This is a genomic window from Parafrankia discariae (assembly GCF_000373365.1).
Taxonomy (GTDB): domain Bacteria; phylum Actinomycetota; class Actinomycetes; order Frankiales; family Frankiaceae; genus Parafrankia; species Parafrankia discariae.
Window position 1 is genome coordinate 24,033 of the sequence record NZ_KB891208.1, and the last position, 24,371, is coordinate 48,403.

The 24,371-nt window shown below is 71.7% G+C and carries 22 protein-coding genes and 1 tRNA gene; 14 read left to right on the forward strand and 9 right to left on the reverse strand.

The features are described from left to right. Positions 1–349: 349 nt before the first annotated feature. From B056_RS0111560 to B056_RS45740, 5 genes are all read left to right on the forward strand, one after another. Positions 350–2,380: a gephyrin-like molybdotransferase receptor GlpR gene (locus B056_RS0111560; protein ID WP_026239586.1), complete on the forward strand. Its 2,031-nt coding sequence runs from the start codon at positions 350–352 to the stop codon at positions 2,378–2,380. Positions 2,381–3,137: 757 nt separating this feature from the next. Next, entirely contained in the window at positions 3,138–3,758 is a 621-nt protein-coding gene (locus tag B056_RS0111565; protein WP_020572447.1) for a hypothetical protein, read from the forward strand. A 16-nt stretch (positions 3,759–3,774) separates the two neighbouring features. Beyond that, a tRNA-Ala gene (locus B056_RS0111570) sits at positions 3,775–3,851 on the forward strand. Positions 3,852–4,782: 931 nt separating this feature from the next. Next, entirely contained in the window at positions 4,783–6,072 is a 1,290-nt protein-coding gene (locus B056_RS0111575; RefSeq protein WP_230202951.1) for a GGDEF domain-containing protein, read from the forward strand. A 26-nt stretch (positions 6,073–6,098) separates the two neighbouring features. Further along, positions 6,099–6,305, forward strand: a complete 207-nt coding sequence (locus tag B056_RS45740; RefSeq protein WP_084647139.1) for a HepT-like ribonuclease domain-containing protein — start codon at positions 6,099–6,101, stop codon at positions 6,303–6,305. Here the strand turns inward: B056_RS45740 and B056_RS0111580 are convergent. Next, entirely contained in the window at positions 6,295–6,831 is a 537-nt protein-coding gene (locus tag B056_RS0111580; RefSeq protein WP_018502022.1) for a TetR/AcrR family transcriptional regulator, read from the reverse strand. The two genes, B056_RS45740 and B056_RS0111580, sit on opposite strands and share 11 nt — an antisense overlap. Positions 6,832–6,906: 75 nt before the next feature. Here B056_RS0111580 and B056_RS0111585 point away from each other — a divergent pair, with 75 nt between their 5' ends. Further along, positions 6,907–7,953 carry an aldo/keto reductase gene (locus B056_RS0111585; protein ID WP_018502023.1) on the forward strand — a complete coding sequence of 349 codons (1,047 nt, stop codon included), beginning with the start codon at positions 6,907–6,909 and terminating at the stop codon, positions 7,951–7,953. Between the two features lie 54 nt (positions 7,954–8,007). Here the strand turns inward: B056_RS0111585 and B056_RS0111590 are convergent, their stop codons facing one another. Further along, on the reverse strand, positions 8,008–9,291 hold the full coding sequence (locus tag B056_RS0111590) for a cytochrome P450 (protein WP_018502024.1): 1,284 nt from the start codon (positions 9,289–9,291) through the stop codon (positions 8,008–8,010). Positions 9,292–9,547: 256 nt separating this feature from the next. On the opposite strand from B056_RS0111590, the gene B056_RS0111595 reads away from it, so the two are divergent. The 3 genes from B056_RS0111595 (at position 9,548) to B056_RS0111605 (ending at position 12,098) form a co-directional block, all read left to right on the forward strand. Then, on the forward strand, positions 9,548–10,291 hold the full coding sequence (locus B056_RS0111595) for an SDR family NAD(P)-dependent oxidoreductase (protein ID WP_026239589.1): 744 nt from the start codon (positions 9,548–9,550) through the stop codon (positions 10,289–10,291). 142 nt (positions 10,292–10,433) lie between these two features. Next, positions 10,434–11,360: a TIGR03564 family F420-dependent LLM class oxidoreductase gene (locus tag B056_RS0111600; protein ID WP_018502026.1), complete on the forward strand. Its 927-nt coding sequence runs from the start codon at positions 10,434–10,436 to the stop codon at positions 11,358–11,360. A 105-nt stretch (positions 11,361–11,465) separates the two neighbouring features. Beyond that, positions 11,466–12,098 (forward strand): TetR/AcrR family transcriptional regulator, encoded by a 633-nt coding sequence (locus tag B056_RS0111605; protein ID WP_018502027.1) that lies wholly within the window; start codon positions 11,466–11,468, stop codon positions 12,096–12,098. Positions 12,099–12,442: 344 nt separating this feature from the next. Here B056_RS0111605 and B056_RS46010 read toward each other — a convergent pair whose 3' ends face one another. The 5 genes from B056_RS46010 to B056_RS0111630 all read right to left on the reverse strand — a co-directional run bounded on the left by B056_RS46010 (position 12,443) and on the right by B056_RS0111630 (position 17,479). After that, on the reverse strand, positions 12,443–12,916 hold the full coding sequence (locus B056_RS46010; protein WP_018502028.1) for an ArsR/SmtB family transcription factor: 474 nt from the start codon (positions 12,914–12,916) through the stop codon (positions 12,443–12,445). 88 nt (positions 12,917–13,004) lie between these two features. Beyond that, positions 13,005–14,495 (reverse strand): flotillin family protein, encoded by a 1,491-nt coding sequence (locus B056_RS0111615; protein WP_018502029.1) that lies wholly within the window; start codon positions 14,493–14,495, stop codon positions 13,005–13,007. Between the two features lie 113 nt (positions 14,496–14,608). Then, positions 14,609–14,818: a hypothetical protein gene (locus B056_RS0111620; RefSeq protein WP_018502030.1), complete on the reverse strand. Its 210-nt coding sequence runs from the start codon at positions 14,816–14,818 to the stop codon at positions 14,609–14,611. 352 nt (positions 14,819–15,170) lie between these two features. Then, positions 15,171–15,926 (reverse strand): NPP1 family protein, encoded by a 756-nt coding sequence (locus B056_RS0111625; protein ID WP_026239591.1) that lies wholly within the window; start codon positions 15,924–15,926, stop codon positions 15,171–15,173. Between the two features lie 287 nt (positions 15,927–16,213). Further along, positions 16,214–17,479, reverse strand: coding sequence for an amidohydrolase family protein (locus B056_RS0111630; protein WP_026239592.1), 1,266 nt, complete (start codon positions 17,477–17,479; stop codon positions 16,214–16,216). Between the two features lie 479 nt (positions 17,480–17,958). Between B056_RS0111630 and B056_RS36165 the strand changes: the two genes are divergently transcribed. The 5 genes from B056_RS36165 to B056_RS0111650 all read left to right on the forward strand — a co-directional run bounded on the left by B056_RS36165 (position 17,959) and on the right by B056_RS0111650 (position 21,755). Beyond that, positions 17,959–18,780, forward strand: coding sequence for an AraC family transcriptional regulator (locus B056_RS36165; protein ID WP_018502034.1), 822 nt, complete (start codon positions 17,959–17,961; stop codon positions 18,778–18,780). 125 nt (positions 18,781–18,905) lie between these two features. Next, positions 18,906–18,989, forward strand: a complete 84-nt coding sequence (locus B056_RS46015) for a putative leader peptide (protein ID WP_407672358.1) — start codon at positions 18,906–18,908, stop codon at positions 18,987–18,989. A 274-nt stretch (positions 18,990–19,263) separates the two neighbouring features. Continuing rightward, positions 19,264–20,187, forward strand: a complete 924-nt coding sequence (locus tag B056_RS0111640) for a TauD/TfdA dioxygenase family protein (RefSeq protein ID WP_026239593.1) — start codon at positions 19,264–19,266, stop codon at positions 20,185–20,187. Between the two features lie 156 nt (positions 20,188–20,343). Then, entirely contained in the window at positions 20,344–21,027 is a 684-nt protein-coding gene (locus B056_RS0111645) for a DUF4232 domain-containing protein (protein WP_026239594.1), read from the forward strand. A gap of 248 nt (positions 21,028–21,275) precedes the next feature. Then, the gene (locus B056_RS0111650) at positions 21,276–21,755 is read left to right on the forward strand and encodes a hypothetical protein (protein WP_018502037.1); all 480 of its coding nucleotides are present in this window, start codon (positions 21,276–21,278) and stop codon (positions 21,753–21,755) included. A 21-nt stretch (positions 21,756–21,776) separates the two neighbouring features. Here the strand turns inward: B056_RS0111650 and B056_RS0111655 are convergent, their stop codons facing one another. Both B056_RS0111655 and B056_RS0111660 read right to left on the reverse strand, forming a co-directional pair. Further along, positions 21,777–23,453 (reverse strand): protein kinase family protein, encoded by a 1,677-nt coding sequence (locus B056_RS0111655; protein ID WP_230202953.1) that lies wholly within the window; start codon positions 23,451–23,453, stop codon positions 21,777–21,779. Between the two features lie 164 nt (positions 23,454–23,617). Next, entirely contained in the window at positions 23,618–24,358 is a 741-nt protein-coding gene (locus B056_RS0111660) for a TetR/AcrR family transcriptional regulator (protein WP_018502039.1), read from the reverse strand. Positions 24,359–24,371: the final 13 nt, after the last annotated feature.

The following is a 24,371-nucleotide window of genomic DNA, read 5'->3' on the forward strand; positions in this document are numbered from 1 at the left end:
GATTGACAGTGGACGGCCACCCGGTGAACCTCGCCGACGAGTGCGACACGCGGGCTTCCGGTCGGTGACCGCACGCATTCCGCTCACTAGCGTCGAGCACGAAATCGTAAACGACGACATCGAGAAGAGGCGTCCCGATGCTCTGCTCGCTCGCGCATACCGCGCCTGGCGCGTCCGATCCGCGCCCGGCTCGCGGCGGGCGGGCGGGGGCCAGGTCCCCTCTCCCCGGCCGCCCTGAGGGATGCCCGGCCGGCCAGGCCGACCCGGCCGGCATCGCGAACGGTTCGCGTCGGCCGAACGGTGTCAGCGCGCCGAACGACGTCCCGGGAACAGCGCGGAGCGTGACGTCGTGAGTGCGCTCATCTGGCTGGCGATCGTTGCCGTATGGGGGTTCGTGCTCATCCCCATGTGGCTGCGTCACCATGATTCGGCGGTGGAGCAGCGGTCGGCGGACCGCTTCTCGACCGCCATGCGGGTGCTCTCGCGGCGCGGCTCACCGCGCGCCGGCACGGGCCCGCTGACGCGGGCCCCGTCCGAGGGCTCGCCGGCGGTGGCACAGGAGGCGGCAGGGATGGCGCGATCGCGCATCGGCGAGGGCCCCGGCACCGGGCCGCGCGGCGCTGCCGACCCGGCGGACTCCCGGGCCGGCGTGAACTCCACGGCCGCCGGCCGGACCGTTCCGGTGACCTCCGCCGGCGCGGATCTCCCCGCGGGCACCGGCCCGGACGCGCACCCCCGTACGGACCTGGTCGACGACCTCGACCCCATGGACAGTCTCGACCCCATGGACGACCTCGAGCACGACGACCTCGAGCATCTGGCCGGCCTCGAGCATCTGGACGCCGTGGACGGCGGCCACGGCGTGGAGCACGCCGACGGGATGGACGACTTCGCCGACGACGACCGCTCGGCGGTCGCGCCGGGGGACGTCGACGCGACCCCACGGCTGTTCGGGCCGACCTCGGGTGTGCTGCGCCGTGTCCCGGTCGACCGGGCCGTCCGCGCGGCGCAGGCCGATCGCACCGCGCTCGTCCGGCTGCGGCGTCAGCGGCTGTTCGTCCTGCTCACCGCGCTGCCGATCAGCGTCATCCTCGCCGCCACCCTCGGTGGCATGTGGATGATCGTCCACCTCGCCGTCGACGTCGTCGCCGCCGGCTACGTGCTGCACCTGCGCCGGTCCGCCCAGACACACCGCCGGCTGATCCGCTCCCGGGCCGCGCTCGACCGGCGGATCGCCGCCGAGCGGGCCGCCCGTGCCAACGGTGGCATCCGCGGCTGGACCGGCGGCGCGCGGGAGCACACCCCGGGCTCCGCGTCCTGGGCCGGCGTTCCGGCGCACGGCACCGGGTACCCGCCGGTGCGGCCATCCGCCGGGGGCGCGGACGAGGCGTTCACCGCCGGCGACCTCGCGCACGCCCGCGCCGAGACCGTTGATCTCGGCGCCGGCGCCGACCGGGCGCACGTCACGGGCGAGGCCGGCGACCACCGTGGCGGTGCCGGCGACGACGACGCGGAGGGAGACGACCCGGCGGCCCCGCCCGGCGATCACTACTCCGCCGAGTACTACTCCGACGACGCCCACTCCGGTGCCGCCCACGAGATCGCGACGGACGCGGCAGCGGCCTCGTCGGTCTCGTCGGCGGAGGGTGCCTACGCCGGCCACCAGCCGGGGTACACCGAGTACACGGCCCGCCGCGACGCCTCCGGTGACGTCGAGTACGTCGAGTACGTCAACGCAGAACAGCTGGGCTACGACGCTCCGGTGGCCTACCAGGCGCCCGCCGACGTCGGCACGGGGGCCGAGTACGCCGAGTACGCCGGCCAGGCCGAGTACCCGGAAACGGAGTACGTCGGGTACCACGCGCACGCCGAGTACCAGGCCGAGTACGTCGAGTACGTCCAGCAGGCAGGGCACGCCGAGGAGGCCGGCTATGCCGCGGCGGCCGGCTACGGCGAAGAGGCGGGCTACGCCGAGCAGACGGGGTACGCAGAGCAGGTCGGGTACGCCGAGCAGGCGGGCTACGCCGAGCAGGTCGGGTACGAGGCCCACGAACAGATCGCCTACGGCTACGGTGGCGCCGCTGACGGGACTGGCCACACCGCGCCGGCCGGTGGCGCGATGGCCGCCGGGCCCGCCGCGCCCCGCTCCGGCGGCGCGCCCCGCCCCGTCCCGCGCCCCGGGGCCCGGCCGAACACCTCGCGTCCCGGACGCGTCCAGGTCAACCCGCCCGGAACGCACGGTGGCCTGATCCCGCCCGCCGCGGCGACCGCGAGCCAGGGCGAGGCGGTCGCGGCCACCGAGGCGACCGGGCCGGCCGCCGGAGCCCAGGCACCGGACGAGCTCGAGACCCTGCTCCGTCGGCACGCCGTCGGCAGCTGACCGCCGGCGGCCGACCAGCGGCAGCCGACCAGCAGCCGATCATCGGCGGGGGCGGTCGGTGGCCGGGCCACGGGCACCGGTCGGTGCCCGGCACCGTCAGGTGGGTGACACGGGTCACAGGTTCCGGCGGGCGAGCGGCCGCCGCCTCCGGAGATGTCCAGGCCGGCGGCGCTGGCCTGCGGTGGGCCGGCGACGCCGACCGCTCGCCGGCCCGCAGAGGGTCGCTGACGGGCCGGGCACGTCCGGCCGGGGGCTCGGTCCGCGTGCATAATGGCCTCGTGACACTCCGCTCGCAGACCACCCGCGCCACCGCTCGTCGGCGTGCCGGGGTCCTGGCTGCCTGTCCGCGGTGTTGTCCCTGCCCTCGCGCCCACTGACGCCGCGCACGAACCACGAACCACCGCCCGGCGTCGCCCGATCCGGTTCCACCCGGCGGGCCGGGGCGTGAGGGGCCTCCGGATCACATTCCTCCCGCCTGGCCGGCCAGCGGCCTGAGTCCACGCGGGGCCCGTGATCACGTGCCAGCCTTCCGGAGCTCACCGCGGGTCGACGCCCGCGCTCGTGCTCCGGCGATGTGTCCTTCCGTGTTCGTTCAGCGGTGCGTCCCAAGGGCCGTGCCGTCGGTGTCTCCGTCCGTTCCCCGCCACGCGCCCGTCCGGCGTCCCAGGCGGGATCCGGAGCGCCGGCGAGGCGCGGCGCCAGTCGGGACCAGGCGCCGGCGGGTACAACCCGCGGCAGGAGGAGAGATCCGGTCTTGATGTTCGAATCTTGGCTCGCCCGGCTGCGGGACCGGGGATTCGTCATGTGCCCGGCGAGCAGCGCCATCCCCGTCGACGTGAAAGCCGTCGCGGCCGACGGCACCGGCCTGCATTTCCGCTGCCGCGGCGTCCGTGTCCGGCTCGCCGTCTACCGGCCCGGCCGTGCGGCCTGGCAGACACCGCTGCGGGACGAGAACTGGGCGCCCGAGGAATCCCTGGAACTGTGGGAGCGCCGCCCGCTGCGCGACGGCACCGTTCCCGCCCAGGGCCGCCTCGTCTTCGTGGCGGACGGCGCGGACGGCGGCGCCGCGGAACCGGACGCGGAGATAGTCCTCGACGGCGCGCGCAGCCGCGGCTGGCGCGGCCACGAAGCCGGGCTGCTCAGGACAGCCGAGGCGGCGACATTGTTCGAGAACATGCTGGTGGTCGCCGGCCTCGCCGCCGAACTCGACGAGCTCCCCGACCCGGCGGACCCACCGGTCTTCGCCGTCCTGCCCGGCACGCCGTGGCCGCTGGTCCAGGCCGACCCGGCCGGCTGGGACGGCGGCCGGATCGCCCGCCAGACCGATCGCCGGGCGGCCGGCGAGGGCGCCCACCCACTTCCATCCGGCGTACTGTAAGCTTCAGTTGCTTCCAGGGGGTGTAGCTCAGCCTGGTAGAGCGCCTCCCTCGCACGGAGGAGGCCAGGGGTTCGAGTCCCCTCACCTCCACCAGAGTTGCCGTGTTCGAAACTTGACCATGGTTTCTCTGCTCCTTGGCAAGCAATACGCCGTCCGGGTTCAACCCGGGCGGCGTCTTTGTTTGTCCCCTGTGGGGCCTGGTGCCGCCGTAGGCGAGTGCGGCGCTGATCCGCCTCCGATCGTGGGTGGTCCTGGCACTCGGGCGGGTCCGGCGTGCCGGTCGCCTGGTCGACGGCTAGTACGCGGTTGACGAGTTCGCGCAGCACGGCGTGGGCGTGGGTGACGTCGTCGAGTGGGAAGTCGGCGAGCACTTCGCGGTGGGTTTCGGTGGAGCGGGCGGTTATCCGGCTCAGTGCATCCCTGCCGTGGTCGGTGAGCTGGAGCAGGCTGGCGGTCCGGTGGTCCGGGTTGGCGACGACCCGGGCGAGATAGCGAAAGGTGACAAGCTTCCTGATCGGTTTTTTGATCTGGTGCGGGGGAACACATGCGGAGGTATTGCGGACGACGGGCGTTCGCCGTGCCGTCAGGGGAAGGCTGGACCTTGGTCCAGGTGACGTGTCATGCGGCCGGAGGGCGTCAGGCGATGGCGGATGGGGGTCGGTGAGCGACGGCTCGGTCTCGATCTCGGACTCGGACTCGGCCGGCTGTACCGCGGCTCATGAGCGCTCGCGGCGCTGGGAACATGGTGCGGCCCGTCGCGTCCCGGGCCGTGGGGCGTGGGCGCCTGAACATGAAGACGTTTTTCGCGGCGCGCGGCGCGGCAGGCAGGGTACTGGCCGCCAGGGACTGGTCCTCCACCACGCTGAATCCGCCTCGGGACTGGAGCCCGAGTCTGCGGACGGCGGTCTGCATCTGCCTGGAGTCCCGGTTCCCGATGATAGTCATGTGGGGACCGGAACTCGCCTATATTTACAACGACCCGTGTATACCTCATCTCGGTGACAAGCATCCAGCCGCCATGGGCATGCCGCTGCGGCTGGTCTGGCCGGAGATCTGGGACGAGTTGCGCCCCTTGTCCGCCCGGGTGATGTCCGGGGGCGGCGCGACGTGGTCGGCGAACAAGCGCCTCCTGGTCCGCCGGCACGGCTACCTGGAGGAGGCGTACTTCACCTTTTCGTTCAGCCCCTTACGAGAGATGTCTGACGGTGGGCGTATAGCGGGAGTCCTGTCGACTTATCAGGAGACGACTCAGGAGGTTGTTCGTTCCAGACGTCTCGCCTGTCAGCGGGAACTCACCGCCGCCCTGACGCGGCTGCGGACGCAGCGGTCCGTATGCATCCGTGCTCCCTCCGTGTTGGGAGACCATCCGGAGGACATCCCTTACAGCATCGTGCTGCTCTGGGGCAGATATCCGTCCCTGTCGACACCGCAGTTGGTCGCGACATCAGGACTGGGAGGGCGACAGGCGACCCGGCGCGCTCTCGCCGTGTTCGACCGGAGTGACGTCCTGCCCGAGGTGGTCAATGAGACGCCGCTGGCAGGCGGTCGAGTTGTCTCGGGGCTTCCGGGGTGGGGATCCGTCCTGTTGGCCGGCGGTTCTTCCGCGCCGGCGACCGCGGTGGCGGTGGCGTTGCGGAACCGTACGAGTGCCGCGCCTGTCGGCCTCCTCATCGTCGGGGCCAGCGACCTCCTTGCCCTGGATCAGGACTACCGAGATTTTGTCGAAACGATCGCCGGTCAGATCTCGTCTGGTCTGATGTTGACACGTGCACGTGAGGCCGAGCGGACCCGTGCGGTCTCCGCGCGGCGCAGTTCTCTGCGTGATGCTCTCACCGGGCTGCCGAACCGGATCTCGTTCCTGCGGAATCTTGGGAGGGCGCTTCTCCGGTCCCAGCGAGGAAGCGGTCGGGTGGCCGTCCTGTTCATCGATCTCGACGGCTTCAAGGCAGTGAACGACACACTGGGCCACCGCGCGGGTGACGATCTTCTCTGCGAGGTCGCGAGCCGCCTGCGGCGAAGCGTCCGCCCCGCCGATGTCGTGGCACGGTTCGCCGGTGACGAGTTCGCGGTGCTCTGTGAGGAGATCGCGACGATGGGCGCGGTCGAGACGATTGCCAGCCAGGTGGTCGAGGTGCTCACGCTGGCCGGGTCCCACGACAGGCCCACGGTCGCCGCCAGTGTCGGCGTCGCTCTGTCCGGCCCGGAACTCCTCGACCCCGAGGAGCTGCTCAACGCCTCCGATATCGCGATGTATGCCGCCAAACGGCAGGGGCGGGGGCGCTATCTCCTGTACGAGGAGTCCATGAGGAGCTGACAGGTCCCGTCGGATGCCGTCGCCGGATGTGGAGGTGCTGGAACCCGCTGGCCGCCGGCGGCTTCAGCGCTCGCCTTCGGTTCTCCCCCGAGATCCGCGGGCGTTGGCCCGACCTGCCGTGGCGGTCCGTCACAGGGTTCCGCGACATCGCCATCCACGCGTACTTCGAGGTCGACTGGTCAGGGGAGCCGTCTCCACGCCTTGGCCGGCCTGCGGCCTCGGCTATCCCCTGACGATCGCCATCAGGGCCGAGGCGAAGGGCGCGGGGTCCAGATCGCCGCGGACGGCCAGTTGCTGACTGTAACTGCCGCAGACGGCCACGAAGGCTTCGGCGATCTGCCCGGCATCGTCGGGCTGGCGGTCAGGCAGCAGCTCGGCGACCGCCGCGCGCATCGTGGAGAGCTGTCGCTGGACGACAGACGCGAGCGCCGGGGACACCGCCGCCTCGGCGTAGATCTGGGCCACCAGCCGGGCATGGCCTGTCTCCCGCGCCAACGTTCTCACGTGCTCGAGGAAACCGCTCACGGCCTCGATGGTCAGCGCCTTCGGAAGGGCGTCGCTCGCCTGCTCGCAGACGGCGATGACGATCTCGTCCTTGCTGGTGAAGTACCGGTAGATCGCCCCTGTGGAGAGCCCTGACTCCGCGACGACGTCGGCCATCGAGGTCCGGGCGAAACCGTGGCTGGCGAAGCGTGCGCGGGCGGCGTCCAGGATCTGTTGCCGTCGGGCGTCGAGGTGCGCCTGCCCTACCCTCGGCATAAAAAGAACGACCCCTCGTTTTACTTGGTGCGGCACGGCAGCCTACCTCGCACCACACACCCTCCGGGAGTCCTCATGCGCTATCAGACCTTCGGACGGCACACCGGCCTGCGGGTCTCGGAGTACGCGCTCGGAACCGCGAACTTCGGCACGGACGGCACCGGCGCCGGTCGGGACACCTCGCGGCAGATCTTCGACGCCTTCGTCGCCGCCGGCGGCACGACCTTCGACACCTCCAACGTCTACCAGGACGGACAGGCCGAGATCGTGCTCGGTGAGCTGCTCGGCGGCCGCCGGGACGACTTCGTCGTGATCACCAAGTACGGCGGGACGAGGCAGGACCAGCCCCGCCCCGGCACGACCGGCAACAGCCGCAAGATCATGATCCGCTCCCTGGAGGCCGGCCTGCGGCGGCTGAACACGGACTACGTCGACGTCTTCATGCCGCACTTCCCCGACGGGACCACCCCGATCGACGAGATCCTGGCCGGGTTCGACGACCTGAGCCGCGCCGGGAAGATCCGGTACGGCGGGCTGTCCAACTTTCCGGCCTGGCGGGTCGCCGGCGCCGCGGTCCGGGCGGACCTGCGCGGGCTCGCCCCGCTGGTCGGCATCCAGACCGAGTACAGCCTGGCCGAACGCTCCGCCGAGCGGGAACTGCTACCGATGGCGCAGGCCCATGGCCTGGGAGTGTTGCTGTACTCGCCGCTGGCCGGAGGTCTGCTCAGCGGCAAGTACCGGCAGGGTGGGAAAGGCCGGTTGAGCGTTCGCGGCGACGCCGTCGAGCGCACCGTTCAGCAGAGCGCCGTCGTCGACGGGGTGTTGGCCGTCGCCGACGAGATCGGCAGCACCGCGGTCCAGGTCTCGCTGGCCTGGCTGCGTCACCGGGCCGTGTCGGCCCGGACCGCGCTGATCCCGATCGTCGGGCCGCGCACGCTGCCCCATCTCGAGCAGTACCTGCGCTCTCTCGAGCTGGAACTCGACGAACAGCACTGTCGGCGTCTCGACGACATCAGCGCGATCCGGCTGGGCACTCCGCACGAGGATGTCGCGGCAGCTCTGGCCCGCGGCCTCGACGGCGACCGCACCCTGCTGCAGACCCCGTACCTCCCCGTGATCTGACCGGAGTGCGTTCACCGCCGCATCGACCGGAGGGGACCCTCCCGCGGCGGTCGGTCACCCGGTGCCCGGCACCGGGGTGAGCTCCAGGTGCAGCTCGGTCAGGCCGCGCATGAGCCAGGTGGGGTCGTAGGTGAAACGCCGGGCACCCGCCGGCCCGTGGTGCTCTTCGGACAGCCGGATGTCGGTGGTCCGGTCCAGGACGCGTTCGAGGCTGATCCGCCCCTCGACGCGCGCCAGCGGTCCGCCGGGGCAGGAGTGACTGCCGCGGCCGAAGGCCATGTGCTGTCGCACGTTCTCCCGGTCCATGTCGAATTCGGCCGGGCAGGAGAATCGGCGCGGGTCGTGGTTGGCGGCGCTGTTCATTATGGCGACCGGGGTGCCGGCCGGGATGTCGATGTCACCGACTCTCGCGTCGCGCCGGGCCAGCCGGAAGTCGACCTTGACCGGGCTCTCGAACCGCAGCGTCTCCTCGATGAAATCCGGGATTCGTTCGCGGTGCGCGCGCAGGTGGGCCTGGGTGTCCGGGTGCTCGGCCACGTACTTCAGCGCGGCGGCTAGCAGCCGGGCGGTGGTCTCCTGGCCGGCGGCGAACAGGAAGGAGGCCGTCCGCACCACGGCCGCGACGTCCGGCGTGGTCCCGTCCGGGTAGGTGGCGAGGGCCAGATCGGTGAGCACGTCCTTGCGCGGTTCCCGGCGGCGGTCGGTGATGTACGCGGCGAACCAGTCGTCCAGCCAGGACAGCAGGTTGAGGTCGCCGTCCGCTGATTCCGCGCCGATCTCCCCGGCGGAGGGCCTGAGCCCGAAACCCTCCAGGAATCGCTGATGGTCCTCCTCCGGGACGCCCAGCACGTCGGCGACCGCGAGCATGGTGAAGGGCTGGGCGTACTCCCGGACGAACTCGCAGGTACCCCGGTCGATGAATTCGTCCAGCTGTCGGTCCGCCTGGCGTGAGATGAACCGCTCGTTCTCCTTGAGCCGTCTCGGTGTCAGCAGGCGCATCAGCAGCGCCCGTTCCCGGGTGTGGTCCGGCGGGTCCATCGTGACCATGTGCTCGAACATCGGCAGCTGGGTGCGGTACCTGTCGATGATCTCACTCACGTCGTCGCCCTCGAGCGGGACCGGGAAGGTGGCGAACGGTCCGACCACCGAGTTGCACGAGGAGAACGTCTCCGCCTCACGGTAGACCTGGCTGGCCTCCTCGTAGCCGGTGACGGCGACCATCCCGAGATGGGGCAGCGGTAACACCGGGCCCGCCTCGCGGAGCTCGTCGAAGTACGGGTAGGGGTCCGCGACGAGTGACTCGTCCGTGAAGTAGTCGATCGACTTCCAGTCGCTCATCCCTGCTCCTTCAGCCGCTCGCCAAAAGGCGGTCAATCCCTCGGGAGTGACTGCCGGTGTGCGGTGGTACGGATCGCGGTCGATTCCGCCGTCGCGCGGGTCGTCGTGGGGTCTCTCCTGGCCGCCGCATCTTCTGAAACACGGCCCATACATGTGTATAGCATCCTAATATACGTTTGTATAGAAACTCGGCGAGTCCAGCCGGGTGCTGCCCGAGACCGAGGGCGCGCGAACAGGTGCGAACAAGGAGGAACACATGAGTCGGGTCGCTGTCGTGACCGGCGGTGCGTCGGGTCTCGGCCTGTCCGTCTGCGAGCACCTCGGCCGCCAGGGTCGGCACGTGGGGGTGCTCGACCTGGACGCCGCCGCCGCCGAGCGGGTGGCCGCGGATCTTCGCGCCAGGGGGGTGGTCGCGATCGCGGCCCAGGCCGACGTGTCGGACCGCGCCGCGGTCGACCGGGCGTTCGGCCTGGTACGGGACGAGCTCGGGCCGATCGGGATCCTCGTCACCAGCGCCGCCGTCGCCGATTTCGTGCCGTTCGAGGCGCTCGCCCTCGACGACTGGTCCCGTGCCATCGCGGTCAACCTCACGGGGACGTTCAACTGCCTGCAGTCGGCCATCGGCGACATGACCGCGGCGGGCTGGGGCCGCGTCGTCACCATCTCGTCGGCGGCGGGCCAGATCGGCTCCCGGCACCAGGCGCACTACTCGGCGTCGAAAGGCGGGGTGATCGCGCTGACCAGGACCGTGGCCCTCGAATACGCGGCCCGGGGGATCACGGTCAACACGGTCGCGCCGTTCACGATCGACACTCCCATGTTGCGTGCCGCGCAGCACGCCGGGCATGTGCCGGACGGCGAATCGCTGGCACAGGCGATCCCGGCCGGTCGGCTCGGCACCGGCGCCGACATCGCCGCGATGTGCGCGTTCCTGTGCTCGGAGGAGGCCGGTTACACCACCGGCCAGGTAATCGGTGTCAACGGTGGAGCGGTCACCTGAGCGCCGGGTACCCCGGCGGCCCCGGAAGCGATGCCGTGAGCAGCGATGCCGCGAGCACGGCATCCCGCCACCGGGCGGCATCCCGCCACCGGGCGGTCACACCAGTCGGTTATACGAGCGTAAAGCGCAGGAGGAGAATGCCATGCGGATCGGGTTGACCGGCGGCGGGACATCGGTGGACGCGATCGTCCAGCAGGCCGAACAGGCGGAGCGTGACGGTTTCACCTCCCTGTGGTACGCCAGCGAGGTGGCGGGCGACCCGCTCGTCGCGATGGCGATCGCCGGTCGGGAGACCACGTCCATCGAGCTGGGAACGGCGGTTCTGCAGACCTACCCGTGCCATCCGCTGCTGCAGGCGAACCGGGCGTCGTCCGCGGTCGCCGCGATGGGCCGCCCCGGCCTCACTCTCGGGATCGGACCGTCCCACGAGCCGCTGGTGCGAGGCGTCTACGGGATGTCCTACGACCACCCCGGTCGCAGCACCGAGGAGTACGTGCGGATCCTCGCCGGTCTGCTGCGTGGCCGGGACGTCGACGTCGACGGCGCCGACTGGACCGTCCACAGCGCCGGCCGGATGACCCCACCGGCGCATCCCGTCCCGGTCCTGGTCTCCGCGCTCGGGCCGAGGCTGCTGCGAGTGGCCGGCGAGGTCGCCGACGGAACGGTGCTGTGGATGGCCCCGGCCCGCGCTGTCGGATCCCACGTCGCCCCGCGGATCCACGCCGCCGCTGCCGCGGCCGGACGTCCCGCGCCGCGCATCGTGGCCGGCCTGCCGCTCGCCGTGCACGACGACGAGGCCGAGGCCAGGTCAGCCGCCGCGAGGTACGCCACGGCCTACGCCGGGATGCCCAACTACACCCGGATCCTCGAGATCGGTGGTGTGTCCGACCCGGTCGAGGCCGCCGTCGTCGGCGACGAGAAAGCGGTCCGCGCTGCGCTGCGATCCCTGCTCGACGCCGGCGCGACCGATATCTGGGCGGCCGTGTTCCCGGTCGGCCGGGACAGGCGGGAACGCGCGGCGTCGACGCGGCGAACGACGGATCTCCTGCGTGAACTGGCCACCGGTTGACGGCGCGGAGCGAGGTGGCCGCACCTGACCGTTCGCGGATCGAAGACCGGCCCACTGTCGGATAGCGTCGTGCGTCAGATCCGGCATCCTCGTGGAAGGTGGTCGATGACGTCACCCCGCCGCGTCGGCGCGGTCACCTCGAAGACACGCGCGCTGCTGCTGGACTGCGCCGAGAACCTCATGCTCGAGCAGGGCTACGCCGCCGTGACCTACCGGGGCGTCGCCGCCCAGGCCGAGGTCACCGCCGGGCTCGTCCAGTACTACTTCCCGACCCTTGAGGACCTCCTGGTCGCCCTGGTCCGGCGTGGCATCGAGCACAACATCGCCCGGCTGGCCACCTCGCTCGAGACGTCCCCGCCCCTGCGCGCGGTCTGGGAGCACGCCGGCGACAGGACCAGAGCGGCGCTCATGGCGGAATTCATGGCACTCGCCAATCACCACAAGACGATCCGGGCCGAACTCGCGAAGGCGGGCGAACAGGCCCGTGAACTCGCCCTCGCCGCGGTGTCGGAGAGATCGGGTGATTATGGGCGGCCAGCGGGGACGGCGCCTCCGGAAGCCCTCATATTTCTCATGATCAGTACTCCACGGATGATCGCCATGGAGGAGACGATCGGCCTGTCGACCTTCCACGCCGAGACGATCGAGTTCATCGAGCGTTACCTCGACGAGGTCGAGCCCCGGGCCGCGGACTCCGACCGGGCACCGAAAACCGCTCCGGCGACCATGCGCGAATAGCTGAATAGTTACTGAAGATTAACGTGTGAAGTTATGTTTATCGGAGGCCTTTACGGGTCGGTCCGGTTTCGGTGAGGAACCCGACGAGAATTCCCGGCCGGTACTGCATGCGTTTCAGCTACGACCAGACACCCTTGGCCGGGTTCAGCTCAGGCGCGTAGGAAGGCGGCCAGACGACACTCGCCCAGCCGGCGATCGTCGGTATGCGACCTCGTCGCCAGGGCGGTCGGTTCACTGCGCACAGTCCGTTCGGCCGGGATCGACCGGGATCGGCCAAGATCGACCGGGCACGCTCGATCTGCCGGAACCCTGGTGTCGGCGATGGCGCCGGCCGGGCGCGGGCTTCACCGGTGCGCGGTGAACACGGCCGCCAGCGCGGCCAGGGCGTCGGGCACGGCCCGGTAGTAGGCCCACACGCCCCGCTTCTCCCTGGTCACGAGGCCGGCGTCCACCAGGATCTTCAGATGGTGGCTGACGGTGGGCTGGGTCAGCCTGAGCGGTTCGGTCAGCTCGCACACACACGCCTCGCCGCCGGCCCCGGCATAGATCATCGACAGCAGGCGCAGCCGGGCGGGGACGGCGACGGCCTTGAGCGCGGCGGCGAGCCGTTCGGCGTCCTCGGCGGACAGCGGTGCCTGCGTCAGCGGTGTGCAGCAGGCTGAGAGCGGTCCGGGCGGGAGCGGCGGGGCGTCGGCGGCAGCGTCGCCGTGAGCGGCAGCGTCAACGCGAGGGGCAGCGTCGCCGTGAGCGGCAGCGTCGCCGTGAGCGGCAGCGTCGGCGTCCGAGCCGCTGGTCGCTTCCGACTGCGTCGTCGTCATGGGCACAGCATGCCGCAGCCATTGACAGCTGTCTATGTCCTCCCTGATTCTCGACCGGGCTTCCACGCATGTCTCGCCGGCCTGCTTGTCACCTGTCCGCCGGCCTGCTCGTGCCGTTCGCCGGTGCGCCGTTCGCCGGTGTGCCCGGCGCGGTGGGTGTGGTGGATGCGGCCGGGGTGGCGCCGGGCGTGCCGCCGGAGAGCAGGGAGCGGGCCAGCTGCAGGCCCGCCGCGCCCTGCGAGAGTGCCTGGGTCAGCACCTCGCCGAGGCCGGCCGCGCCGTTGAGGACGATCAGCTGGTCGACCGCGCCGAACGGCTTGGCCGCGGCCTCGACGATGGCCGGCCACTGCTCGGCGAGCTGCTGGCCGATGACGGCGTCCTGGTTGACGGCGAGCGCGTCGGCGCGGGCCTTGATCGCCTCGGCCTCGGCCAGGCCGCGGGCCCGCATCGCGTCACCCTCGGCCGACCCGACGGCCCGCTTGGCGTGGGCGTCCGCGTCGCCGATCGCCCGGGTCGAGGCCGCCTCGGCGCTCGCCAGGACCCGCACCTGCTGCGCCCGGGCATCCGCCTCCGTCCGGACCCGGGTGGCGTCCGCGGCGGCGGCCAGCTCCATCTGGCGGGCGGCCGCCTCGGCCGAGCTGATCTGGGCGTCCCGGGTGGCGCGGGCCAGCGTGGTCTGCTCGTAGGCGCGGGCGTCGGCCGGCTTGCGCACGGACACCTGCAGGCGCTGTTCCTCCAGCTCGGCCGCGAGCTGGGCGACCTTGGTCTGCTCGACGACGACCTGCTGGTGCGCGGTGGCCTCGGCCAGCGGGCCGGCCTGGGTGGCCCGGGCGGCGGCCTCGTCGACCTCGGCCTGGAACCCGGACTGCTTGATCGAGCTGTTGCGGTTCGCCTCCGCCTTGAGCGCCAGGGCGATCTGCTCCTGCTCGGTGGCCTCCCGGTCGGCCTCCGCCTCGGCGATCCTGGCCTGGGCGGCGACGGTGGCCACGTGCGGGCGCCCGAGGTTGCGGATGTAGCCGGTCGGGTCGTCGATCTCCTGCACCTGCAGCGAGTCGACGATCAGGCCGAGCTTCTCCATCTCGGTCCCGGAGCTCGCCCGGGTCAGCTGCGTCAGCTTCTCCCGGTCCCGGATGAGGTCCTCGACGGTGAGCTGGCCGACGATGGCGCGCAGGTGGCCGGCGAAAACGTTGTGCACCCGGGTGTCCATCTTGTCCTGCTGGTCGAGGAAACGGCGGGCGGCATTCGCGATGGACGCGTAGTCGTCACCGACCTTGAAGATGACCACACCCCGGACACCGACCGGGATCCCCTGCTGGGTGACGCATTCGATGCCGAGCTGGGCGGCCCGCAGATCCAGCGACATCCGGCGGACGGTCTGCACGCCCGGCGGTACCAGCACGCCCTTTCCGGTGACTATCTTGAATCCCAGGCTCTCGGCCACGGCGTCGTTCGGGTCCTTGTACGCCCGCATCCCGGAGATGATGAGGGCCTCGTTCGGCTCGGCCACCCGCCACATCAGTTTGAACAACGCGACGGCCAGCACTATGCCGACCGCCACCGCGATGATTGTGATCATCATGCCTCCGGTTCACCCCACGGGAGATCTGGTCAACAGGCGTCAGCCGGCCCGCGGCGGGTCGCAGCGGTTGGCGCGCCGGGGCACCGTTGGCCGGTGGGCGGCCCCGACAGCGGTCACAGCCTGATCACCAGCACGGTACGAGGAGGGAAATACTCGACGACGAGAACCCGCGAGCCGACGGCGAAGGTCACCCCGTCGTCGGCCGCGTAAGCGTGGAATGCCTCAGAGCCGCCTCGCACCGGGAGCATGACCTCGCCGACCATGCCCGGAGCTATCTTTCCCGTCACCCGCCCTGTTTTGCCGATCACTGTCTGGTCGGCCATCGGCCCCCCCACGCGACAATTAATGATCGTAGGCTTTTCCGGTCGGCTGGCAATGCCTGTGGCCCGGGGAAAAGCTGTCGTCAGCGCGACTGTGGCCGCACTTCACAATCATCGCAGGTTGTCGGGGGGATGGCGGTCGCGTGCGCCGGCCGGCGGGAGTCCGTGGTCGGCTCACCGCCCGGTGGCGGGGTCCTGCCGTGCGGAGTCTGCTCCGTGTGGGAACCGTCGTGCTGGGATCGCCGCGTGGGGATCGCCGCGTGGGGATCGCCGTACGGGGCCCGGCGGCCGGGACGGGTGGGTGGGGCGGCGGCCGTCCCACCCACCCGCCGTGGCGGAACCAGGGCCCGTGCCGTCAGGCGTTCGGGTTGAAGGAGATGCCCGCGGGCATCGCGGCGGCGAGGTGGGAGTTGAAGTTGCCGTCCTTGAGGCCGAAGATCGCGCTGCCGAAGTCGGCCGCGCTCAGCTGGTCACGAATCCCGGCCGGGTAGCCGTTCCAACCGACGAGGGTCGGGTACCGCCAGGTGTGCAGCTCGTTCTCCGGGGGTTCGTCGCCGGAGTTGGCGGGGCGGAAGTCGTGCGTGCTGACGCCGTCCTTGTGGTAGACGATCTTCGGGTGGTTACCGTCCCAGCGGATCTGGCTCCGCGGGTAGATGTTGAAGTTGCCGTGGGCCGAGGTGGAGACGTACTGAGCCTGGTTGTTCTGCACCCAGACCACGACATGCTCCCAGTCGTGCCGGTGGCCGCCGATCGTCGCCTGGTCCTTCTCGAAGTAGAGGCCGTACAGAATCGCGCACCAGCCGTTGTTGCACTTGTAACGGGCGTAGCCGTTCGTGTTGTTGAGGTCGGCCAGGTCGTGGCAGCCGCCGTTGAGCGCGCCGGACGGGTTGAGTCCCCCGTTGACGACTCCGTTCGCCCCGATGGCGGGCGTCGGGTAGCACCCGTCTGTGTCGTAGTCGTAGGCCGGCTGGTACGTCTGTTCCAGGGTGTCGGCGTTTCCGGGCAGTGCGGCCGGGGGTGCCGCGAGCGCAATCGTCGGCAGCGCGACGACGAGCGCCAGGGCGCCGCCGATCACGAGCGAGAACCGACGGATGCGCGTTTTCTTCCTCACCACGTCCTCCTGGTTGACCGCAGCATGGGCAGGGCGGTCGGATGGGCATGCTGCCACCAGCATTTCGGCCCTCTCCGACAATCACGGCCGGGCCGGGTTTCCCCGCGATGAAGCGTCGGCCAATATTGGGAACGAACGCGCAGGTCGGCCGGCGCGTCGCCGCGGCCCGTCAGGAAAGAGGACGCATGGGGGAGGAGAGCCCGTGGTTTGTGAACCATCCACGGGTCGGGGCGGGCTGATCCCGGCGCCGGCGGGAGCACCGGTTCGGGGCTCCCACCGGCCGGAGGTCAGAAGACGCCGATTCCGGCGGCCTCGTTGCGCTTGCGCCACTCCTCGCGCGACATCCGGGTGACGTCGACGTCGGCGGCCAGTCCGCGCAGCGCGCCCACGGTGGCCTGCTCCCTGGGGGTGTGGGAGAACGGGTCCCAGCCGAAGAACCGGCTGGCGTTCTCCCAGGTGATCTTGTGGATCTCGTCGTCGCGGCAGCCGGCCTGCCGGAGCTCGTTCCAGGCGTGTTCCGGCGACTCGGGCCAGGTCGTGTCGGTGTGCGGGTAGTCGCACTCCCAGGCAATGGTCTCGATGCCGATCTGCTCGCGCAGGTGCAGCCCGGCCGGGTCGGTGATGTAACAGGCCAGGAAGTGCTCCCGGAACACCTCGGAGGGCAGCTTGCCGCCAAAGTCGTTGTCGATCCAGCTCTGGTTCTGGAAATGCCGGTCGACGCGGTCGAGGTAGAACGGGATCCAGCCGATGCCGCCCTCGGAGAGGGCCACCCTGAGCTCGGGGAAGCGTCGCAGCGTCGGGCCGAAGAGCAGGTCCTGGGCGGTGAGCATGGTCAGCTGGGACGGAATGACGATCATGTGGTCGATCGGTACCTCGGGGGCGAGCTTGACGATGTCCCAGGCGCCGCCGATGTGCAGGCTGAGCACCATGTTCTCGTCGACGAGGGCCTGCAGCATCGGGTCCCAGTGACCGGAGAGGAAGCTCGGCCAGCCCTGCGCGTGCGGGGCCTCCAGGAAGCTGATGGAGCGGCAGCCCTTCGCGGCGATCCGCCGGATCTCCTTCACCGCGAGGTCGACGTCCCACATCGGCACGATGCCCAGCGGGATGAACCGGCCCGGGTAGGCGCCGCACCACTCGTCGATGTGCCAGTCGTTGTAGGCCTGCAGCATGATGAGCGACAGGTCCTTGTCGAGGGCCTCGGAGAACGTGCGGGCGTTGAAGCCCGCCATCGTCGGGAAGCACATCGAGGCGAGAACGCCGTTGGCGTTCATGTCCCGGACCCGCTGGTGGACCTCGAAACAGCCCGGTCGTAACTCGGTGAAGGCGCCGGGGTTGAACCCCCACTCCTCACGGTGCCAGCCGACGGTCGCCGCCATGCCGAACGGGGTGGACGTCTTCTCCCCCTGGAACACCCACTCGTCGACCCCGGCCTCGTTCCGGACGACCTTCGGCACCGAATCGAGCCACTTCGCCGGGACGTGGTTCTTGTACATGTCCGGCGGTTCGATCACATGATCGTCGATGCTCAGCAGAATCATGTCGTCCATGTGCATGGTCCGGATTCCTCTCCCTGTGGACCGGTCCGTGGTGAACGGACCGGTCGCCGTGGACCAACAGGTCGTTACGGGAGGCGGGTCGATGTCTCCGGTGGCGGTACCGCACTCCGGCGCGCGCACTCCGGCGCGCGCGGGAGCCGGGTGGCCACCTCCCGTCGCCGAGCCGTGGTTGTGATCCTCGTCGCCCGGCGGAGCGCTGAACGACGGACAGTGCTATGGGAGACAGCGTAATTCAGACCAAACGCCGGCGTCGATGTTCTGTCCGGTCAGGGATGCGGCCCAAACGGTCAGCCGCGGTGTGCCAGGTCCGGATCATGCCGGTGCGGGCCCTGACCGCATAGCGGCGTGGCCGGCGGGAATTTCAACTACTGTTACACAACATGGTCACCGCCGCGCATTCGTCCCGCGTCGGTCCTGAACCGGTCGGCGTCGGTCCTGAACCGGTCGGCGTGGGTCCTGAACCGGTCGGTGTCGGCGTGGTCGACCTGCGGCGCGGGGCCCGTCTCCTCGGCGGCAGCCATCATTACGAGGGTGATCGCCTCGTCACGGGCTGGCATTCGCACGACCTGCACCAGATCGAGTACGCGATTTCCGGGGTGGTCGAGGTCGAGACCGCCGGCACCCACTATCTGCTGCCGCCGCGGCAGGCCGCGTGGATCCCGGCCGGGCTCGAACACCAGGTGACGATCGACTCGGCGGTCCGCTCGATCGCCGTGCTGTTCGACACCCGGCTGATCGACCGGCCGGGGGACCGCGCCCGGATCCTCGCCGTGCCGCCGCTCGTCCGGGAGATGATCATCTATGCCCGGCGCTGGCCGATCACCCGCCCGAGCGGCGATCCGCTGTCCGACGGCTTCTTCCGCACGCTCGGCCACCTCGTCGTCGAGGCGCTCGGCCACGAGACTCCGCTGAGCCTGCCCACCTCGTCCGACCCGGTCGTCGCCGCGGCCATCTCCTACACCCAGCGCCACCTCGACGCCGTCTCCGTGGCCGAGGTCGGCCGGGCGGTCGGCGTCTCGGAACGCACCCTGCGCCGCCTGTTCCGCACCGCCCTCGGCCTGTCGTGGCGGCACTACCTGGTGCAGGCCCGGCTGCTGCGGGCGATGGCGCTGCTCGCCGACCCCGCCCGGTCGGTGCTCGAGGTGTCGACCGCCGTCGGCTTCGAGAGTCCGAGCGCCTTCGCCCGGGCGTTCGCCCAGTACTGCGGCGAGCGCCCGTCGGCCTACCGGCAGCGGATCGGGGCTGTCTCCCCGCCTCCGGCCCCGGTGGGACGGCGCCCGTCCCGCGACGGGCGCTGACCGCCCCCGCGCCGCGTGGCCGTGACCGGGTGACACCTGGCAGCGGCGGACCTGGCGGGGGCGTAAGAACGCTATTTCTACCAAAGTGGTTGACAAATGGTGTCGCCAATACCTACGTTCTGTTCATGGCCGAGCGCCCGCGCCTTGTTCGTCGTGCTCATGTTGATCTCCGTCGCGTCGCCAGCGCGCTCTGTCTACCGGCCGGCTGACCGCCCGCCGCCCACTCGGAACACCGAACTTCTGCCATTCCTGGTGGATTAACGCTGGCCGGGGCCTCCCCTGTCGCCCCGGTGGCCCGTAAAACGCGCTCCACCACCTTTTACCCACCCGCGCCCCGTCGTCGGGAGGGTGACCGGCCTGCGTGTCGCGTGTTCGGAATCATTCCTGACTCCCGGTGTCGCGCCAGCCTGTTCCGAGCCGCGTTCTCGGGCGGTCTTTCCTCGTTTTCCAGCACGTCTTCACCGCCCGAAGGGAAATGTGACGATGACCAGCCGAGTCCAGGCACTGATAGACGTCCGGCCGTCGTCCGGCCACACCGGCGCCGAGATCCACGGTGTCGACCTGCGGGAGGAGCTCGACGACGCGACCGTCGCCGAGATCCGGTCCGCGCTGCTGACCTGGAAGGTGGTGTTCTTCCGCGACCAGAACCTGGACCACGCTCAACATGTGGCGTTCGGGCGGCGCTTCGGCAGGCTCACCCCCGCTCACCCGTACGAGAGCACGCCCCCGGAGGGGTTCCCCGAGATCCTGCCGGTTGACCGCCGGCGCTACGCCGAGTTCGTCGGCAAGCGGAAGGTCACCCACGACAACGGGTGGCACACCGACGTGACGGCGCTGGTCAACCCGCCCGCCGGATCGATCCTGCGCGCCGACGTCGTCCCGCCCTACGGCGGCGACACCGCCTGGACGAACCTGGTCGCCGCCTACCAGGCCCTGCCTGAGCCGCTGCGGACACTGGCCGACAGCCTGCGCGCGCGGCACAGCTTCAACCTGCAGGTCTTCGACGGCAGCGAGTACGGGAAGCGGATCGCGTCGAACCCGCTGGTCGCCATCCACCCGGTGGTCCGGGTACACCCGGAGACCGGTGAGCGGGCCCTGTTCGTCAGCCCCAGCTTCACCGCGCGGGAGAACGAGATCATCGGTCTGTCCGCCCGGCAGAGCCACCGTGTCCTCGAACTGTTCTACGAGCAGATCGCCCGGCCGGAGTTCACGGTGCGGTTCAGGTGGAACCCGGGCGACATCGCCTTCTGGGACAACCGCGCCACGGCGCATCTCGGGCCGTCCGACCTCGGTCACCTCGACTTCGACCGGGTTCTCTACCGGGTGACCCTCGAGGGCGACGTCCCGGTCGGTGTCGACGGGGCGGAGTCGGAGCTGGTCGCCGGCCAGCCGTTCCTCGGCTCCTGACGGCAGTCCGCGGCGTTCTGAACCGAGGCCGGCGGTGAGGCGTTCCCCGCCGGCCGCCCCGTGGTCCTCCTCGGTCACCCACGACGCCGACGGAGCGATGCCTGCTGGCCGACCGGCCCTGGTCCGCGGCGGTCGGCGTGGGGTAGGCAGGCCGTTATGCGCACAGGCCGAAACATGCTCATCGTGGCGTCGCTGTCGCTCGCGGCGTCGGTCGCCGGCTGCGGTGGGTCGGACGGGCCGGCGGACCAGGCGGTGTCGGCCCCGCCGGGCCCACCGGCCGTCTCCGGGACCAGCCGGCCACCGACCGCGTCCGCCGAGAGTCCGTCCACCGCGCGCCCGACGGCCGTGCCGGACGCGGGCACCCCGGCCGGTCCGGTCACCGGGACCTCGACTACGGGTGCTGGTGGTACCGGGCCGACCTGCGCGTCCACCGGCCTCACGGTCTCCCTGGAGGACGTCCAGGGCGCGGCGGGTCACGTCTACGCGCGGATCGTGCTCCGGAACACGGGACCCGGCGCCTGCGGGCTCGTCGGCTATCCCGGCGTGTCGGTGGTGGACGCCGGCGGTGGCCAGATCGGGGCGGCGGCCGACCGCGGCGGGCCGGCCGGTGCCCCGGTGACGCTGCCCCCGGGCGGCAGCACCGGCGCGACGCTGGCGATCACCCAGGTCGGGCTGCTCCCGGGGTGCGAGGAAGCCGGCCAGGCGGTGCGCGGCGCGAACCTGCGCGTGTACCCGCCGGACAACCGGGCCAGCCTGCTCGCGGCACTGCCGGCCGGTGTCGAGACGTGTCGGGATCCGGCCGTGCACCAGCTCACGGTCGGCGCCTTCGGTCAGCCCTGACCGCCGTCCCGCACGAGTTCGCCGGCTGTCCCGCCCGCACACCGGTGGTTCGCTAACGAGATCGTCGAGGCGGCCACATCTGGCCCGAAGCAACCACCGCGCCGGAGGGCCCCGCATACGCTGCGATTCGTGCGGAGATCCGGGTGGGGCGACGCGCCCACCCGAGGGGAGGCCCGGCGGCTCGCGCTCGCCGCCCAGGGACGGAGCACCCTGTGACGGGGAGCGGAGCGAGAGGAACACCTGCACAGATGGCTGTCGTGGGGATCACCGGGCACCGTGTCCTGCCGCCGGAGGTCGAGACGTTCACGACCGCCGAGATGCGTCGGCTGCTGGGCCGGCACCGGGCCGCTGAGCTGGTCGGAGTGAGCTGCCTCGCCGAAGGGGCCGACAGCACCTTCGCCGACCTGGTGCTGGGGCTCGGCGGCCGGCTCGTGGCCGTTCAGCCCGCGCGGGACTACCGGGAGTTCCTCCCATCGGAGCACCGGGCGGACTACGATCGCCTGCGCGCCGCCGCCACGCGCGTGCACGCGCTGCCGGCCCCCGAGGTGGACCTGCCGGCGCTGATGGCGGCCAGCGAGGCCCTGGTCGACGAGGCGGACGAGCTGATCGCCGTCTGGGACGGCCAGCCCGCCCGCGACTACGCCGGCACCGCGGACGTCGTCGCGTACGCGCGCAGCCGGAACAAGCCGGTCCACGTCGTCTGGCCCGCCGGCGCCGTCCGGGACTAGGCCTCGGCGCCTCCCGTCAGATCAGCGCGGGGAGAGCGGGACCACGCCGATCTGAACGGGAGTGAGACCGCTGGTCGGCGGTGGCGGTGGCGGTGGCGCCGGCGAGGTCGAGGCCGGGCCGGGGTCGGCGGCCGCCGGACCGGCGCCCGCGGCGGCGGCCGGGGGTATCGGGGCGGCCGGTGGGACCGAGGCGTGCGGGGCGCTCGCCGGCTCCGGTGGAGGCGCGGCGACCGCGAGGCGTGACAGCCCCGGACGATCGGGCGGGGCCGGGGCCCTGACCGCTCCGCCGGCCGCGGTGGGACCGCTCGACAGCTGACCCGGTGGGGTGCCCGGCCCGGTGATCGCGGTCTGCTCCGCCGTGGCCGGCTCGACGACGGGTGGGTCCGGTTCCGCGGGTGGCGGTGCGGGTGCCACCCGCGCCGTCGCGGGATGCCGCCGGTCGCCGGGCGGATCCGGCGCGAGGTCCGGCGTCGGGACAGGCGCGCCGCGCGGGGCACCCGCCAGCGGCACGGTGGCACCGGCGGCGACGGCGGTCGGCCCTGACGAGGGCCCCGTGGACGCCGCCACCGCGACCACCGTGACCGCGGTCATCACCCCGGCCGCGACCGGCCGCCAGCGCCCGGGCCCACGCGCCGCACCGCCGGAACGGGCACCCCCGACCCCGCCGCCGGTACCGGCACCGTCGACCCTGCCGGCACCGTCGACCCTCCCGGTGCCACCGGCCCCGACGGCACCGGGAGGGCGGCGAACCGGCGACCGTGATCCGACACGGCGGCGCCCGCGCGCCGGCGCACCGGGACGGCCGTCGAGGCGGGCGCGCAACCCGTCCAGCCGGGCGAGCCCGGCGGCGTCCCGTTCCGTGGCACCGTTTCCGTCCGTGTCACTCGCGTTCGGGAGGGCGTCCCGCAGCGCGGTGCGCACCTGGCCGTGTGGCATGGCGTGGAGCACGGCGGCGGTGGTGGGGTCGTCCGGTCCGGTGCTGTGCGGCCAGCCGGGCGGGAGGAGGCGTCCGGTGCCGGCGAGCGCGACGGCACGGGCCCAGGCCGCGACCGCCCGGTCCGGCGCCCCGCCGCCGTTGCCGCCCCGGCCCTCGCTCCCGCCGGGTCGGGCGGTCGCGCCGAGACCCAGGTTGACCAGCCGCGGGCCGGTGAGCGAGAGCACGATGTCGTCGGCGGTCGGGTCGCACAGCTCCCGGGCCTGGGCGCCGGCCCGCCGGGCGGCCCGCAGTCCGTCGAGCAGTGCCGATGCCAGGACGTGCAGCTCGGCGGGCGAGAGCGGCCCGCGTTCGGCGACCTCCTGGGCGAGGGTGGGCCCGTCGACGAACTCGGTGACGAGGTAGGGCAGGCCCGCGAACCCCGACGGCGCGGCCGGCCCGCCGCCGACGACTCCCGAGTCCAGGACCGCGCAGCGGTGCGGGCCGGCGGCGGCCCGGACGCCTTCGACGGCCGCGGCGAAGCGTTCACGCAGGTACGCGCGTCGCAGCCGCGCCGAGTCCTGTTCGCCGGTCGTGGTTGGTTCCGGGACACGCAGCGCCACCCGGGTGCCGCCGACGGCACGGCTCAGGAGAACGAGCCCGCCCGGGCCCTCGGCTATCCGGCCGAGGACGGCATAGGGACCGATCGAGGTCGGGTCGCCGTCCAGCGGAGGCCGCACCCGCCTGGGCAGGGCCGGGCTCATCCGGGACGCGGCCGTGGTCACGCGGAGCCCTGCCTGGTGGCGGCGTGCTGACCGACGGTGCTCACCTCGTCGAAGGTAGCCGCTCAGACCGTTTCCGTGAAGACCGGTCCGCCCCCTTCCCACCGAATTCACCCTGCCTCAGCCCCACCCCCGTGGATGCGTGGCGGGTGACGGGGCCCATGGACTCACTCACCCGCCACGCTTCTGGACGGAGCCGGGTGGTAGGTCCGTTCGATGCCGTCGAGCAGCCAGGTCAGGGCTTGTTCGAAGCGTTCGGAGGCGAAGGGGGCGTCCCCGGCGAGCATTCGGGCAAGGTGCGGGAACTCTCCGCTGTGGAGCAGCTCGCGCAGGGTGGGCTCGGCGTCGATGCGCCGCCGCAGCCCACACAGCGGGCGTGGGACGTCGGCCTCGATGGCCCGCGCCGCGAGCTCCCGCATCGCGCAGCCGACGACCAGGTCGTCGACCGCGTGCACGATGGTTCGCTGGGCCGCCGGGTCGGTGGTGAGCCCGGCCGCGACGGCGAGGGACTGCTCGATGTGCCGCAGCTTGTTCGGCCCGAGGGCGGGGCGCAGGCCGAGCGCCAGCGCCCAGGGATGACGCAGCAGACTCTGGCGGGTGAGGCGGGCGATCAGGGTGAGGCCGGTGCGCCAGTCCGGGCCGGTGTCGGCGAGGATGTGCTCGGCGGTCAGCATGTCGAGCATCAGCTCCAGTAGCGCTTCCTTGTCCTGCACGTGGGTGTAGAGCGTCATCGTGCCGACGCCGAGCATGGCGGCGACGCGCCGCATCGAGACCGCTTCGAGCCCTTCGGCGTCGGCGATCTCCAGTGCCACGGCCACTATCCGTTCACGGGACAGCCCGGCCCGGCTGGTGACCGGTCGGTCACCGGTTCCGTGGGGCTTGGCCGGGTCGACGGATGTGGTGTTCATCGCACGTTGCTCC